The sequence below is a fragment of the Pseudomonas spelaei genome (assembly GCF_009724245.1).
GTDB classification, from domain to species: Bacteria; Pseudomonadota; Gammaproteobacteria; order Pseudomonadales; family Pseudomonadaceae; genus Aquipseudomonas; species Aquipseudomonas spelaei.
In genome coordinates, this window is sequence record NZ_WNNK01000009.1 from 33,522 (window position 1) to 48,912 (window position 15,391).

The 15,391-nt window shown below is 59.9% G+C and carries 11 protein-coding genes; 7 read left to right on the top strand and 4 right to left on the bottom strand.

The window, feature by feature from the left end; genetic code table 11:
- Window positions 1–152: 152 nt before the first annotated feature.
- Window positions 153–395, bottom strand: coding sequence for a hypothetical protein (locus GNF76_RS12345; protein ID WP_155583437.1), 243 nt, complete (start codon window positions 393–395; stop codon window positions 153–155).
- 215 nt (window positions 396–610) lie between these two features.
- On the opposite strand from GNF76_RS12345, the gene GNF76_RS12350 reads away from it, so the two are divergent.
- The 7 genes from GNF76_RS12350 (at window position 611) to GNF76_RS12380 (ending at window position 11,769) form a co-directional block, all read left to right on the top strand.
- Window positions 611–1,777: an efflux RND transporter periplasmic adaptor subunit gene (locus GNF76_RS12350; RefSeq protein WP_155583438.1), complete on the top strand. Its 1,167-nt coding sequence runs from the start codon at window positions 611–613 to the stop codon at window positions 1,775–1,777.
- Window positions 1,774–4,869, top strand: coding sequence for a multidrug efflux RND transporter permease subunit (locus GNF76_RS12355; protein WP_155583439.1), 3,096 nt, complete (start codon window positions 1,774–1,776; stop codon window positions 4,867–4,869). The genes GNF76_RS12350 and GNF76_RS12355 overlap by 4 nt, the downstream gene beginning before the upstream one ends.
- A gap of 9 nt (window positions 4,870–4,878) precedes the next feature.
- Window positions 4,879–5,556, top strand: coding sequence for a heavy metal response regulator transcription factor (locus GNF76_RS12360; protein WP_155583440.1), 678 nt, complete (start codon window positions 4,879–4,881; stop codon window positions 5,554–5,556).
- Window positions 5,546–6,910, top strand: a complete 1,365-nt coding sequence (locus GNF76_RS12365) for a heavy metal sensor histidine kinase (RefSeq protein ID WP_178123304.1) — start codon at window positions 5,546–5,548, stop codon at window positions 6,908–6,910. Before GNF76_RS12360 ends, GNF76_RS12365 begins: the two co-directional genes overlap by 11 nt.
- A 404-nt stretch (window positions 6,911–7,314) precedes the next feature.
- Entirely contained in the window at window positions 7,315–8,637 is a 1,323-nt protein-coding gene (locus tag GNF76_RS12370) for an OprD family porin (RefSeq protein ID WP_178123305.1), read from the top strand.
- Between the two features lie 84 nt (window positions 8,638–8,721).
- Complete coding sequence (locus GNF76_RS12375) at window positions 8,722–10,215, top strand: sensor domain-containing diguanylate cyclase (protein ID WP_155583442.1); 1,494 nt, start codon at window positions 8,722–8,724, stop codon at window positions 10,213–10,215.
- A 51-nt stretch (window positions 10,216–10,266) separates the two neighbouring features.
- Complete coding sequence (locus tag GNF76_RS12380) at window positions 10,267–11,769, top strand: sensor domain-containing diguanylate cyclase (RefSeq protein ID WP_155583443.1); 1,503 nt, start codon at window positions 10,267–10,269, stop codon at window positions 11,767–11,769.
- A gap of 53 nt (window positions 11,770–11,822) precedes the next feature.
- Here GNF76_RS12380 and lpxC read toward each other — a convergent pair whose 3' ends face one another.
- The 3 genes from lpxC to ftsA all read right to left on the bottom strand — a co-directional run bounded on the left by lpxC (window position 11,823) and on the right by ftsA (window position 15,376).
- Window positions 11,823–12,734, bottom strand: a complete 912-nt coding sequence (gene lpxC / locus GNF76_RS12385; RefSeq protein WP_003216227.1) for a UDP-3-O-acyl-N-acetylglucosamine deacetylase — start codon at window positions 12,732–12,734, stop codon at window positions 11,823–11,825.
- 112 nt (window positions 12,735–12,846) lie between these two features.
- Complete coding sequence (ftsZ, locus tag GNF76_RS12390) at window positions 12,847–14,034, bottom strand: cell division protein FtsZ (protein ID WP_155583444.1); 1,188 nt, start codon at window positions 14,032–14,034, stop codon at window positions 12,847–12,849.
- Window positions 14,035–14,113: 79 nt separating this feature from the next.
- On the bottom strand, window positions 14,114–15,376 hold the full coding sequence (gene ftsA / locus GNF76_RS12395) for a cell division protein FtsA (RefSeq protein WP_155583445.1): 1,263 nt from the start codon (window positions 15,374–15,376) through the stop codon (window positions 14,114–14,116).
- Window positions 15,377–15,391 lie beyond the last annotated feature (15 nt).

A 15,391-nucleotide genomic window follows, 5' to 3' on the forward strand; every position in this document is an offset into this window, starting at 1 on the left:
ATCAGTTCCCGACTCTGTCAGGCAGAATCAGGGAGCGGATGGCATGCAAGCTTTCAAGAAATGGTCGTTGGCGGGCAAGGCGAAAGGTCAGTAGTTGCTGTAGGCACAACTAACCCGTACAGGCGATTTATTACCGGTATACGCCAGAGCGGTCAGCGCTTGCCCATCGAGCGGCGGGTGCCTGGAGGAGCCATGCCCGGGCTCTTGGTGTGGCCGTTCCTGGCGCCGTTTTTGTACCAGGGTTGGCTGGCATTTTTTTCCCCGGCCAGTTCGCCCGGTTTGAATGGAAACTTGAACGCCGGGATCTCGGTTTTGGCTGCGCTTTCGACGCCTTCAGGGTTGACCTGTTCGTCAATCTCGACAGCTTCAACAGGGGGTTGTGTCGGGGAATTCATGGGAGCTCCGGGGAGTGCAAAAAATGACGCGGGACCGCCTTGCGGACCACACTGGCGCGCAGTATACCTGCGCGCCTCGGATCTTTAACCTCTGCCCGTACGAATGGTCGGTGTTTGCTGACAGCGCCGTCAGTTAGCAGTCACTTTGCTGACCCGGTTCACAGTCTATAAAGAACCCTCATTCTTCCGCTTCTCTGTCCGGGCGCCGTCACCCCATGCACATTCCACGAAAATCCGCCGTGATCGTCGGCGTCCTGCTGCTACTGGCCATTGCCGCCTGGGCATTGACCCGACCGGCCAAGACCAAACTGGCTGCATCGACGGCAATTCCGGTGCGGGTGGTCAGTGTTTCCGAGCAGGACATTCCGCGTTTCGTCAGTGGTATCGGTTCGGTGTTGTCGTTGCACAGCGTGATCATCCGGCCGCAGATCGACGGCATCCTCACCCAGTTGCTGGTCAAGGAAGGCCAACTGGTCAAGGCCGGTGACCTGCTGGCGACCATCGACGACCGCTCGATCCGTGCCAGCCTGGACCAGGCCCGGGCGCAACTGGGGGAAAGCCAGGCGCAACTGCAAGTGGCTCAGGTCAACCTCAAGCGCTACAAGGAATTGAGTGTCGACGACGGCGTGTCCAAGCAGACCTACGACCAGCAACAAGCCCTGGTCAACCAACTCAAGGCGACGGCCCAGGGTAACCAGGCCGCCATTGATTCGGCGCAGGTGCAGTTGTCGTACACACAGATTCGCTCGCCGGTCACCGGGCGCGTCGGTATTCGTACGGTGGATGAAGGCAACTTCCTGCGTATGAGCGACACCCAAGGCTTGTTCTCGGTCACCCAGATCGATCCGATCGCCGTCGAATTCTCCCTGCCGCAGCAAATGCTTCCGACCTTGCAGGGCTTGATCGCCGCCCAGCACCCCGCTGACGTCAACGCCTACATGGGCGCCAACACCGATGGCCAGACCGGTGACCTGCTCGGCGAAGGCCGACTGAGCCTGATCGATAACCAGATCAGCGCCACCACCGGCACCATTCGCGCCAAGGCCGAATTCAGCAATACCGCGCAGAAATTGTGGCCGGGGCAACTGGTGACCATCAAGATCCAGACCGCCCTCGATAAAAACGCCCTGGTGGTGCCGCCGACGGTAGTCCAGCGCGGCCTGGACTCGCACTTCGTGTACCGGGTCAACGGTGACAAAGTGGACATTGTGCCGGTGCAGGTGGTCTATCAGGACAGCGACCTGAATATCGTCAAGGGCGTGCAGGCCGGTGACGTTCTGGTCAGTGATGGCCAGTCGCGGCTCAAGGCCGGGGCTCAGGTGGAGGTCCTCAAGCAACCGCCGCAAGTGATCCAGACCGCCAACGCGCAGGTGCAACCATGAAGGGCAGTCGCTCACCGTCTGCCTGGTGTGTCGACCACCCGGTCGCCACGCTGCTGTTGACCTTCGCCCTGGTGCTGCTGGGGCTGATTGCCTTCCCGCGCTTGCCCATCGCCCCGTTGCCGGAAGCGGAATTCCCGACCATCCAGGTCACCGCGCAACTGCCCGGTGCCAGCCCCGACACCATGGCTTCGTCGGTCGCCACGCCCCTGGAAGTGCAATTCAGTGCCATCCCCGGCATGACCCAGATGACTTCCAGCAGTGCGCTGGGCTCCAGCCTGTTGACCCTGCAATTCACCCTCAACAAGAGCATCGACACCGCCGCCCAAGAAGTGCAGGCAGCGATCAACACCGCCTCTGGCAAGCTGCCCAGCGATATGCCGAGCCTGCCGACCTGGAAAAAGGTCAACCCTGCGGACAGCCCGGTACTGATCCTCAGCGTCAGTTCCACCAGCATGCCCGGCACCGAATTGAGCGACTATGTGGAAACCCTGTTGGCCCGGCAGATCAGCCAGATCGACGGCGTCGGCCAGATCAACATCACCGGTCAGCAACGCCCGGCCATTCGCGTGCAAGCCTCGCCGGACAAACTCGCAGCCATCGGCTTGACCCTGGCGGACATTCGCCTGGCCATCCAGCAATCAAGCTTGAACCTGGCCAAGGGTGCGCTCTACGGGCAGAACAGCGTGTCCACCCTGTCGACCAACGACCAGCTGTTTCACCCCGAGGAATACGGCGAGCTGATCGTCTCCTATAAGGATGGCGCGCCCGTACAACTACGGGATGTGGCCCGCGTGGTCAATGGCTCGGAAAACGCCTACGTCCAGGCCTGGTCCGGCGATACGCCTGGGGTCAACCTGGTGATTTCCCGCCAGCCCGGCGCCAATATCGTCGAGACCGTGGACCGTATCCAGGCCGAGCTACCGCGCCTGGAGGCCATGCTGCCAGCCTCGGTGGATGTCAGCGTGCTGTCTGACCGGACCAAGACCATTCGCGCCTCCCTGCATGAAGTGGAAATCACCCTGTTGATCGCCGTGTTGCTGGTGGTAGCCGTGATGGCGCTGTTCCTGCGCCAATGGTCGGCGACGATGATTGTGTCCAGCGTGCTCGGGGTGTCGCTGATCGCCAGCTTTGCCTTGATGTACGTGATGGGCTTCAGCCTGAACAACCTGACCCTGGTGGCCATCGTGATCGCCGTGGGCTTTGTGGTGGACGATGCCATCGTGGTGGTGGAGAACATCCACCGCCATCTGGAGGCCGGCGAAAGCATGCGCGACGCGGCGATCAAGGGCGCCGGCGAGATTGGCTTTACCGTGGTGTCCATCAGCTTCTCGCTGGTGGCAGCATTTATTCCGCTGTTGTTCATGGGCGGTGTGGTAGGACGGCTGTTCAAAGAGTTCGCCCTGACCGCCACCTCGACCATTCTGATTTCAGTGGTAGTGTCCCTGACCCTGGCGCCCACACTGGCCGCACTGTTCATGCGTGCGCCGACCCATCATCCCCATGACAAACCCGGTTTCAGCGAACGCTTGCTGGCTGGCTACGCCAGAAACCTGCGCCGGGCCCTGGCTCATCCGCGATTGATGCTGAGTGTCTTCATCGTGACCCTGGGGCTGGCGATCGCCGGTTACGTGTTTATTCCCAAGGGGTTCTTCCCGGTACAAGACACCGGTTTTGTCCTCGGTACCAGCGAGGCGGCGGCTGACGTGTCCTATCCGGACATGATCGCCAAACACCAGGCGCTCGCCGAGATCATCAAGGCCGACCCGGCGGTGGAGGCGTTCTCGCATTCCGTCGGCGTGACCGGCAGCAACCAGACCATCGCCAACGGCCGATTCTGGATTGCCTTGAAAGATCGTGGTGACCGCGATGTGTCCGCGAGCCAGTTTATCGACCGCCTGCGGCCGAAGCTGGCCAAAGTGCCGGGGATCGTTCTCTACCTGCGGGCCGGCCAGGACATCAACCTCAGTTCCGGCCCCAGCCGCAGCCAGTATCAGTATGTACTCAAGAGCAACGACGGCCCGACGCTGAACACCTGGACCCAGCGCCTGACGGAAAAACTGCGGGCCAACCCGGCGTTCCGTGACCTGTCCAACGACCTGCAACTGGGGGGCAGCATCACCCATATCAGCATCGACCGACAGGCCGCCGCCCGCTTTGGCCTGACCGCCACCGATGTCGACCAGGCGCTCTACGACGCCTTCGGCCAGCGCCAGGTCAACGAGTTCCAGACCGAGATCAACCAGTACCAGGTGGTGCTGGAACTCGATACCCAACAGCGCGGCAAGGCCGAAAGTCTCAATTACTTCTACCTGCGCTCACCACTGAGTGGCGAGATGGTGCCGCTGTCGGCGGTGGCCAAGGTCGATCCGCCCACCGTCGGGCCGTTGTCCATCAGCCATGACGGGATGTTCCCGGCGGCCAACCTGTCGTTCAACCTGGCGCCGGGCGTAGCGCTGGGTGATGCGGTGATCATGCTCAACCAGGCGAAGAACGAGATCGGCATGCCGGCCTCCATCATCGGCAACTTCCAGGGTGCGGCCCAGGCATTCCAGAGTTCGCTGGCCAGCCAGCCATGGCTGATTCTCGCGGCGCTGGTGGCGGTCTACATTATTCTGGGTGTGTTGTATGAGAGCTTTGTACATCCGTTGACCATCATTTCCACCCTGCCCTCGGCGGGACTGGGGGCGTTGATCATGCTGTGGCTATTGGGCCAGGACTTTTCGATCATGGCGTTGATCGGCCTGGTGCTGCTGATCGGTATCGTCAAGAAGAACGGCATCCTGATGATCGACTTCGCCCTGGAGGCCCAGCGCGTTCGCGGATTACCGCCCCATGAGGCGATTTATGAAGCCTGCGTCACACGGTTCCGGCCGATTATCATGACCACCCTCGCCGCCTTGCTCGGTGCCGTGCCGCTGATGTTGGGCGCCGGCCCCGGTGCGGAACTGCGCCAGCCGCTGGGGATCGCGGTGGTCGGCGGGTTGCTGGTGAGCCAGGCGCTGACGCTGTTCACCACACCGGTCATATACTTGTACCTTGAGAAACTTTTCCATAGACCCAAACCGGCCCTTGGGCTGGCGACCACACACTGAGGCGGGGTCATGCGCGTTCTGATTATTGAAGACGAAGAAAAAACGGCCGACTACCTGCACCGCGGCCTGACGGAGCAAGGCTACACCGTCGACGTGGCGCGCGAAGGCGTTGAGGGTTTACACCTGGCCCTCGAAAACGATTACGCGGTCATCGTGTTGGATGTGATGCTTCCCGGGCTGGACGGCTTTGGCGTGCTGCGGGCGCTGCGAGCCCGCAAACAGACGCCGGTGATCATGCTCACCGCACGGGAGCGGGTGGAAGACCGCATTCGCGGCCTGCGTGAAGGCGCCGATGATTACCTGGGCAAACCCTTTTCGTTCCTCGAACTGGTGGCGCGCCTGCAGGCCCTGACCCGGCGCAGCGGCGGCCACGAGCCGGTGCAAGTGACCGTCGCCGACCTGTGGATCGATTTGATCAGCCGCAAGGCCAGTCGCAACGGCGTGCGCCTGGACCTGACCGCCAAGGAGTTCTCGTTGCTCAGCGTATTGGCCCGGCGCCAGGGCGAGATTCTGTCCAAGACCTCTATTGCGGAAATGGTCTGGGACATCAATTTCGACAGCGACGCCAATGTCGTGGAAGTGGCGATCAAACGCCTGCGGGCCAAGCTGGATGGGCCGTTCGAACAGAAACTGCTGCACACCATTCGCGGCATGGGTTATGTGCTGGAGAATCGCAGTGTCGGCTAATTCCATTGCACTGCGCCTGAGCGGCATGTTCACTCTGGTGGCGATGCTGATCTTCCTGTTGATCGGCGGTGCGTTGTACCAACAGGTGGACCGTGGCCTGGGCTTGTTGCCGGGCGCCGAGCTGGATGCGCGCTATAGCGTGCTGGAGTCTTCGGTAACGCGTTTTGGTACGCCGGATCATTGGGCAAAGATCACCAACAAACTCAAATTACTGGGAGAAGAAGACAAGCGCATCCGTTTCTGGGTGGTGAGCAGTGACCCCACCTACGAATATGGCAATCCCGATGCACAGATTCGCGCCTTTGCCGAAGGGCCCGTCGGCAAGCGCGACTTACACCTGCCCGGCCACGACTATCCGTTCAAAGTGCTGGTGAGCCAGTTCCCGGCCCAGGATCAGCGCCCGCCACTGCGCTTCATGATTGCCATCGATACCGAAAACTTCCGCACCACCCAGCATCATCTGCTGGTGGCACTGATCAGTCTCGCGCTGGTGGGTGTGGTGCTGGCATCCTTGCTGGGTTTCTGGGTGGCGCGCATTGGCCTCAAGCCACTGATCACGCTGTCGGATGAAGCACAGAAACTCGCGCCACCGAAACTCTCCGGGCGCCTGCACCTGTCGCCGTTGCCGCCGGAACTCAAGCAGTTCGTCAACTCCTTCAACTCCACCCTGGACCGAGTGGAACAGGCCTACTCCCGTCTGGAATCATTCAACGCCGACGTTGCCCATGAACTGCGCTCGCCCCTGACCAACCTGATTGGCCAGACTCAAGTCGCCCTGACCCGCGGCCGTTCGGCAGAGCACTACTTCGAGGTGCTGCAATCGAATCTGGAAGAGTTGGAGCGGCTGCGCTCGATCATCAATGACATGCTGTTCCTGGCCAGCGCCGACCAGGGCAGCAAGGCCACCAAGCTGATTGAATGCTCGCTGGCCGATGAAGTGGCCACGACCCTCGATTACCTGGACTTCATCCTCGAAGACGCTCAGGTACAAGTAAACGTCATTGGCGATGCCCAAGTGCAGATCGAAAAAGCCCATTTGCGCCGGGCGCTGATCAATTTGCTGAGCAATGCCGTGCAACACACAGCGCCGGGGCAAATCATCAAAGTGAAGATCGAAGTGCTGGAGCATCACGTGGCAATTGGTGTGACAAACCCTGGTGAGGTGATTGCCGGCGAGCACTTGCCTCGGTTGTTTGAACGCTTCTATCGGGTAGACGCGTCCCGCAGCAACAGCGGCGCCAACCACGGGCTGGGGTTGGCGATCGTCAAGGCGATTGCGTTGATGCACGGCGGCGATGTGTTTGTACGCAGTGAGGCCGGTGGCAATACGTTCGGCATTACCCTGCCGATGTAGGAATACAACTCTTAAACCACAAAAAACCCAAACTGTGGGAGCGGGCTTGCCCGCGATGACAATGTGTCAGTTGATACATCTGTAACTGATAAACCGCCATCGCGGGCAAGCCCGCTCCCACATTTGAGCCCTACAGCTGACTTACTGTTGCGATTTGGGCAATAGTCATTATCTTGTTACACTCTGTATCGCACCGCTAACCTGCGCTAATTTGTCGCAGTGTTGAGCGTGACGGCGAAGACAGCTGACCCGCTCCCCCTATTTCCCTCGACTTATTTCCAGGGCTCTACACTGGGAATCTGTCTTAAAGCCGCTGACTTCAGCGGCTTTTTTTTGACCCAAAAAAGGCCAGGCAAACCTAACGACACTGGCCAGTTTCGATCCCTCCAAAGGAGCTCCACCCGGTGAAAACCTCGCTGACATTCACCCCGTTATTCCTCGCGATTACTGCAACTATCATCCCTCTTGCCCAAGCGGCAGACCCCGCGCCCACCGACGGCTTCGTCGAAGGCTCAAGCTTCAAGATCAACACCCGCAACTACTACATGAACCGCGATCGCCGCAACATCCACACTGATGACAGCAAGGAATGGGGCCAGGGCTTCCTCGGGATTTTTGAATCCGGCTACACCGAGGGCCCTGTCGGTTTCGGCCTCGACGCCCACGCCATGCTCGGCCTTAAACTTGACGGCGGTGGCGGCACCGACGGTTCCAGCATCCTGCCCGTAGGCTCCGGCAACGGCAAAGCGCCGGGTTCTTTTTCCACCGCAGGCGGCACTCTGAAAATGCGCGCCTTCGACACCGAGTTCAAAGCCGGCGACCTGTTTCTCAACAACCCGGTCATCGCGGGTGGCATGACCCGCATGCTGCCCCAGACCTTTCGTGGTGTAAGCCTGACCAACCACAGCGTTGACGGCTGGATGCTAGAAGGTGGCCAGGCCAGTTTCACCAAGCTGTACAACCAGAGCGGTCACCGCCGCATCGGCACCAGCTACGGCACCCTGCCCAATTCAGAGAACAGCCAACACTTGAACTGGGCCGGCGTGGCCTGGAGCGGCGTCCCGGGGTTGACCAGCAGCCTGTACGCGTCCGAACTCAAGGACATCTGGAACCAGTACTACTACGACCTGGACTACACCTACGCGGTCAACGATCTGATCAGCCTCAATCCGGGCCTGCACTTCTACCATACCCAAGACACCGGCAACGCCCTGCTGGGTAACATCGACAACAACACCTACAGCCTGCATTTCACTGTTGGCATCGGCAATCACAGCGTCACCGCCGCCTACCAGCGGGTGAACGGCAACACACCGTTTGACTACATCACCCAGGGCGACAGCATCTACCTGGATAACTCTCAGCAATACTCGGACTTCAACGGCCCGAACGAGCGCTCGTGGAAGCTCAAGTATGCCTACGACTTCGTCGGCCTCGGCCTGCCGGGACTGACCTCGGCCGTGTCCTATATCAGCGGCAAGACCGACCTGACCAGCGTCGATCCCGACAGCCGTGGCTACTCGTCCTGGTACAGCGCCGATGGCAAGAATGCCAAGCACTGGGAGCGGGATATCGATTTGAAATACGTGGTCCAGGGTGGGCAAGCCAAGAACCTGGCCGTGCGCCTGCAGTGGGCAACCAACCGGGGTGGGAATGGTTACTCGGCGGTGGATCGCGACGTGGATGAATACCGGGTGATTGTGGATTACCCCATTGATGTGTTTTGAGCCTGATCTTTCTTTTACAGGTAAGCACTTAATTCACACGGCATCGAACTAAACTGCCAGCATCCCCACGCTGAAGTCAGTCCGATGAGCCCACGCTCCGCTTTTATCCGCCCTGCACGCCCAGAGTTTTTGCTGATTCTGGGCAGTGGCCTCACCGTCATCCTCATCGTTGGTATCGTCACCGTGTTGCTGACCCGTGAACACGCCAGCGCTCTGCTGGCTGCCAAGCGCTCGACCACCAATATCACCCAACTGATCAACGCCGATGTGCTGCGTAACGTCGAACTGTATGACTTGGCCCTGCACGGCCTGACCGCTGCGGCGACTCGCAAGGACTTGCCGCAGGTGCCGGCGGACATTCGGCATCTGGTGCAGTTCGATCAAGCAACCGCAGCGCCTTACAAGGGTGAAGTCCTGCTGCTGGACAAGACAGGCGCGGTCACTGCTGATTCATCGACGCTGGCGCCAATACCCCGCAACTTTGCCAACCGCGACTTTTTCCAGGTGCACCAACAGAACACCGATGCCGGGCTGTTCATCAGCCGTCCCTTCAAGGTCCGCTGCGACTGCGATCAGGTATGGCGCATCGCGTTCAGTCGAAGGGTGAGCGGGCCTGATGCCGAGTTCGCAGGGGTCGCGGTAGCGACTATGCGCCTGGCGTATTTCGACCAGTTGTTCAACAGTCTCACGATCGGTAGTGGCAGCATCAACCTGCTTAACAGCAACGGCATTCTGCTGGCCCAGCAGCCCTTGCTCGAACGGGACATGATCGACAAGGATCTGAGCACGCGGCCGAACTTTAAAAGAATGCTACGCGAAGGCAACGGTAGTTTCAGAGGCGTCTCCAGCGTCGACGGCATGCCTCGTCTGTATACGTTCACCAACGTCGGCACGCTGCCCCTGATCGTCGTCGTGGCGCTGTCCAGTGACAACGTGTTCGCTGCCTGGAAACGTGCAGCCCTGCTGATCAGCGGCGCCACCGGCGTGCTGTGCATCGGCCTGCTGTGGCTGACCTGGCTGCTGCGCCTGGAGTTGCGCCGACGCTACCGAGCCGAAGCAGTGTTGTCGGAGCTTGCCGCCACAGATGCCCTGACCAGCCTTGCCAACCGCCGCACCCTGGATCAACGCTTGCACCTGGAGTGGGACCGCACCCAACGTTCAGGTGAGCCGCTGGCCTTGCTGATGATCGATGTCGATCACTTCAAGGACTTCAACGACCGTCATGGTCATCAGTCTGGTGATGAAGCCTTGCGTAGCGTGGCACACGTTATCGACAGCAATATCCGCCGCCCTGCCGACCTGGCGGCACGCTACGGTGGGGAAGAGTTTGCGGTGGTGTTGCCCCAGACCGACGGCAACGGCGCCGGACTGATTGCCGAGCATATCCGCAGCGCTGTCGAGCACTTGCCACCTGTGGTCGGGGACACGACACCCATCACGGTGAGCATCGGGATCGCCACTTGGGATAAAAACAACCGTGGATCCCTGGAAGAACTGCTGCTCAACGCCGACCGGGCGCTGTATGAGGCCAAGCGCAGCGGGCGAAACCGTATCGTCGACGCCAAAGGCGTGCAATAACTCGGTGTCAGGAACTACGCTAATGGCATCCTCGAAGCAGAAGTACACCCGATGAGCCCAAACCCCGCTCGCCTGCACCGTCCGACCCGACGCCCGGAGTTCCTGCTGGTCCTGGGCAGTTGCCTCACGGTTCTGTTGATCATGGCGATCGTCACGGTGCTGCTGATTCGTGAACATGCCAACGCCTATGAGGCGGCCAAACGTACGGCAAACAACATCACCCAACTGATCGACGCCGACGTACTGCGTAACGTCGAACTGTACGACTTGTCCCTCAAGGGCCTGATCGCCGCCGCCGAGCGCAGTGACCTGGAGGACGTCTCGGCCAACATCCGCCACCTGATACTGTTCGACCGCGCCACGGCAGCCCCGTACAAGGGCGATATCCTGCTGCTGGACAAGGCTGGCGATGTGATTGCCGACTCATCACTGCTGACCCCCAAACCCGGCAACTTCGCCGACCGGGACTATTTCCTGGCCCATCAGCAAAACCCTGACGTCGGGCTCTTCATCAGCCGGCCATTCATGGCCCGCTGCATCTGCGACGACCAATGGCGCATCGCATTCAGCCGAAGAGTGAGCGGGCCAGACGGACGGTTCCTCGGGGTAGCAGTCGCCTCCATGCGCCTGTCGTATTTCCAACAGTTGTTCAGAAGCCTGAACATCGGCAGTGACAGCACCATCAACCTGCTCAACCAACAAGGCATTCTGCTGGCCCAGCAGCCGTTGCTGGAACGAGACATGATCGACAAGGACCTGAGCCTGCGCCCGAACGTCTCGCGCATGTTGCGTGAGCGCGACGGTAGCTTCCGAGGAATTTCCAGTGTGGATAACCGGGAGCGCCTCTACAGCTTCTCCACGGTCGGTGAATTACCACTGATGGTCGCCGTGGCTTTGTCCACCAACGAAATCTTCGCACCCTGGAAGCGCGCCGCCCTGCTGATCAGCGGTGCCACCGGGATCCTGTGCATCGGCTTGCTGTGGCTGACCTGGATGCTCTGCATGGAACTGCGCCGACGTCATCGTGCCGAGCAAGTGCTGTCAGATCTGGCAGCCACCGATGCCCTGACCGGCGTCGCCAATCGCCGCACCCTGGACGAGCGCCTGCGCCTGGAATGGGATCGCGCGCAACGCTCAAGCGAACCCCTGACGCTGCTGATGATCGACGTGGACCATTTCAAGGCGTTCAACGACCGACATGGCCATCAGGGCGGCGATGAGGCCTTGCGCACCGTAGCAAACGTTATCGACAGTAACATCCGCCGCCCCGCCGACCTGGCGGCGCGCTACGGTGGAGAAGAGTTTGCGGTGGTGCTGCCCCATACCGACAGCAAAGGGGCTTGGGTCATCGCTGAGCACATCCGCAGCAGCGTCGAGTACCTGCCACGGGTGGCCGGGGACACAATGCCGGTTACGGTGAGCATCGGTCTGAGTACTTGGGACAAGAACAATCGCACGCCCTTGGAGGAGTTGCTGCTCAGTGCAGACCGGGCGCTGTATGAGGCCAAACACAGTGGGCGTAATCGTATTGTTGACGCTAAATCCCTGGCATAAAAAAAGGCCACCCGAAGGCAGCCTTTAAAAACAAAAGGAAAGAGAGTTGTTACTTACACCGCCGCGACGGGACGCATGTAAGAGATCGGTGCGGTGCTGGCATCTTCGAAGGTCACGACTTCCCAAGCATCTGTCTGGGCAATCAACTTGCGCAGCAGCTGGTTGTTCAGGGCGTGGCCCGACTTGAAGCCTTTGAACTCGCCTATCAGGCTATTGCCCAGCAGGTAGAGGTCACCGATTGCATCGAGGATCTTGTGCTTCACGAATTCGTCTTCATAGCGAAGGCCGTCTTCGTTCAGTACACCATCCGCGTCGACCACAATGGCGTTTTCAACGCTGCCGCCGAGTGCGAGGTTGTGCTTGCGCAGGTACTCGATGTCACTCATGAAACCAAAGGTACGGGCGCGGCTGACTTCTTTTACGAACGAAGTGCTGGAAAAATCCACGCTTGCACTTTGGGTGCGGTCACGGAATACCGGGTGATCGAAATCGATCTCAAAGCTCACTTTGAAGCCTTCAAACGGGACGAAGGTGGCGCGCTTGTCGCCGTCTTCTACTGTCACTTCCCGCAGAATGCGAATGAACTTCTTGGCTGCGTCCTGTTCTTCCAGGCCGGCAGATTGAATCAAGAATACGAAGGGTCCAGCGCTGCCATCCATGATAGGGACTTCGGACGCGGAGAGCTCGACGTAGGCGTTATCGATGCCCAGACCGGCCATGGCCGAGAGCAAGTGCTCCACCGTGTCCACTTTGACGTCACCGTTGACCAACGTGGTCGACATCGTGGTTTCGCCAACATTTTCCGCGCGAGCAGGAATCTGCACCACAGGGTCCAGGTCGGCACGAACAAACACGATGCCGGTGTCGACAGGTGCAGGTTTGAGAGTCAGGTATACCTTCTCCCCGGAGTGCAGACCTACACCTGTGGCACGGATAATATTCTTCAGGGTGCGTTGTTTAATCATGGCTTGGACCGCTTCAGCGCAAATTGCGAACTGGTATCAACAAAGGCTGGCGATAATAGCAGACCAGACCTTTGCTGAACACCAATCACCTTCATAGCCCTGATACATTCCATTAATCGGCCTGACGACGCAGGAAAGCCGGGATGTCCAGGTAGTCCAGATCATCTTGCGGATTCAAGCGAGTCGACGCAGCAGCACCGGCCTGAGCCTGGTTGCGCATCACGGTCGGACGATCCAGGTCACGGTAGTTCACCGACGGCAGTTCCTGGCGCGAAGGCGCTGGAGCAGCAGCCACTTGGCTGGTGTGAACGGTATTGTCGATAACCTTCACAGGCTTCTCGATTTTAGCGCCCAGACCGGTAGCCACGACCGTAACGTGCAGCTCGTCACGCATGTCCGGATCGATAACCGTACCGACCTTGACCATCGCGTGCTCGGAAGCAAAGGCTTCGATGATGCTACCCACGTCGGAGTACTCACCCAGGGACAGGTCAGGACCGGCGGTGATGTTCACCAGGATGCCGCGTGCACCTTGCAGGTTCACGTCTTCCAGCAATGGATTGCGGATCGCCGCTTCAGTCGCTTCACGCGCACGGTTCGGACCGCTGGCGCAGCCAGTGCCCATCATTGCCATGCCCATTTCGCTCATCACGGTACGCACGTCGGCAAAGTCGACGTTGATCATGCCCGGACGCTTGATGATGTCGGAGATACCGCGAACGGCACCGGCCAGTACATCGTCAGCCTTGGCGAAAGCCGACAGCAAGCTGGCGTCCTTACCGAGGATGGTCAGCAGCTTCTCGTTGGGGATGGTGATCAACGAGTCGACGCTTTCCGACAGCAGACGGATGCCTTCATCGGCGATCTGCATGCGCTTGCGGCCTTCGAACGGGAACGGACGGGTCACCACTGCTACGGTGAGAATGCCCATTTCCTTCGCCACTTCGGCAATGATCGGCGCAGCACCGGTACCGGTACCACCGCCCATGCCCGTGGTGATGAACACCATATTGGTGCCCTGCAGCACTTCGGCAATACGCTCGCGGTCTTCCAGCGCGGCTTGACGGCCGACTTCCGGATTGGCGCCAGCACCCAGGCCCTTGGTCACGGCTGTGCCCAATTGCAGGATGGTGCGTGCACCGATGCTTTTGAGGGCCTGGGCGTCAGTGTTGGCGCAGATGAACTCAACGCCTTCAATGTTGCTCTTGACCATATGGTTGACAGCGTTGCCGCCGCCACCGCCGACACCGATCACTTTAATAACCGGGCTTGCGGGGATGTTGTCTACGAGTTCGAACATTTTCCCTCTCCTTTCATTTCTCTAGTTTTTTCGCCTACTACATGCATCTACAACAGTGAAACGGTGTTGCGGTAAATCTTTAGAAATTGCCTTTCACCCAGGCCTGCAACCGCTCCAACAACGGCGCTTTCGCTTCGTCGTCGCTTCTGTAGCTTTCGCGGTTGCCAATGCCCGACAGGGAAATGCCGTCGGTCTGCTTTTGCAGCCCGTACAACAGCAAGCCCACACCGGTGGAATAAATCGGGTTACGCACCACATCGCCCAGGCCTTTGACACCATGGGGCACGCCTAGGCGGACCGGCATGTGGAAGATTTCCTCGGCCAGTTCGACCGCGCCTTCCATCTTCGAGGTGCCACCGGTCAGCACGATGCCGGCCGGGATCAAATCTTCGTAGCCGCTGCGGCGCAATTCAGCCTGGATCAGGGTGAACAGCTCGTCGTAACGCGGCTCGACCACTTCGGCCAACGCCTGGCGGGACAGCTCGCGCGGTGGACGGTCGCCCACGCTTGGCACCTTGATGGTTTCACCGGCACCGGCCAGCTTGGCCAGGGCGCAGGCGTAACGGATCTTGATTTCTTCGGCGTACTGGGTCGGTGTGCGCAACGCCATCGCGATGTCGTTGGTTACCTGGTCGCCGGCAATCGGAATCACGGCGGTGTGACGGATCGCACCTTCAGTGAAGATCGCGATGTCGGTGGTGCCGCCGCCGATGTCCACCAGGCACACGCCCAGCTCTTTTTCGTCGTCGGTCAGTACCGAATACGCAGACGCAAGCTGCTCAAGAATGATGTCGTCGATTTCCAGGCCACAGCGGCGCACGCATTTTTCAATGTTCTGTGCGGCGTTGACGGCGCACGTCACCACGTGGACCTTGGCTTCCAGGCGTACACCCGACATGCCCAAAGGTTCCCGAACGCCTTCCTGGTTATCGATCACGTAATCCTGTGGCAGGGTGTGCAGCACCCGCTGGTCAGCCGGGATCGCTACGGCTTGCGCGGCGTCCAGTACTCGTTCCAGATCAGCCGAGCTGACTTCACGGTCACGAATCGCCACGATGCCGTGGGAGTTCAGACTGCGGATGTGATTGCCGGCAACACCGACAAACGCCGAGTGAATCCGGCAACCGGCCATCAGCTGCGCTTCTTCAATCGCGCGCTGGATCGACTGCACGGTGGATTCGATGTTGACCACCACGCCCTTCTTCAGGCCCCGGGACGGATGCGTGCCGATTCCGACGATTTCCAGCGTGCCGTCGTCCGCGACCTCACCTACCAGCGCCACCACCTTGGAGGTGCCGATATCGAGACCGACGATCATTTTGCCGCTTTGCACGTTTGCCATGGGTCCTGCCTCTTC

Excerpts from the sequence above, each read along its gene's own strand:
- ftsZ (WP_155583444.1), bottom strand. The coding sequence starts at position 14,034 with ATGTTCGAACTCGTAGACAACATCCCCGCAAGCCCGGTTATTAAAGTG.
- GNF76_RS12375 (WP_155583442.1), top strand. The coding sequence starts at position 8,722 with ATGAGCCCACGCTCCGCTTTTATCCGCCCTGCACGCCCAGAGTTTTTG.
- GNF76_RS12360 (WP_155583440.1), top strand. The coding sequence starts at position 4,879 with ATGCGCGTTCTGATTATTGAAGACGAAGAAAAAACGGCCGACTACCTG.
- GNF76_RS12380 (WP_155583443.1), top strand. The coding sequence starts at position 10,267 with ATGAGCCCAAACCCCGCTCGCCTGCACCGTCCGACCCGACGCCCGGAG.
- GNF76_RS12345 (WP_155583437.1), bottom strand. The coding sequence starts at position 395 with ATGAATTCCCCGACACAACCCCCTGTTGAAGCTGTCGAGATTGACGAA.
- ftsA (WP_155583445.1), bottom strand. The coding sequence starts at position 15,376 with ATGGCAAACGTGCAAAGCGGCAAAATGATCGTCGGTCTCGATATCGGC.
- GNF76_RS12350 (WP_155583438.1), top strand. The coding sequence starts at position 611 with ATGCACATTCCACGAAAATCCGCCGTGATCGTCGGCGTCCTGCTGCTA.
- lpxC (WP_003216227.1), bottom strand. The coding sequence starts at position 12,734 with ATGATTAAACAACGCACCCTGAAGAATATTATCCGTGCCACAGGTGTA.
- GNF76_RS12355 (WP_155583439.1), top strand. The coding sequence starts at position 1,774 with ATGAAGGGCAGTCGCTCACCGTCTGCCTGGTGTGTCGACCACCCGGTC.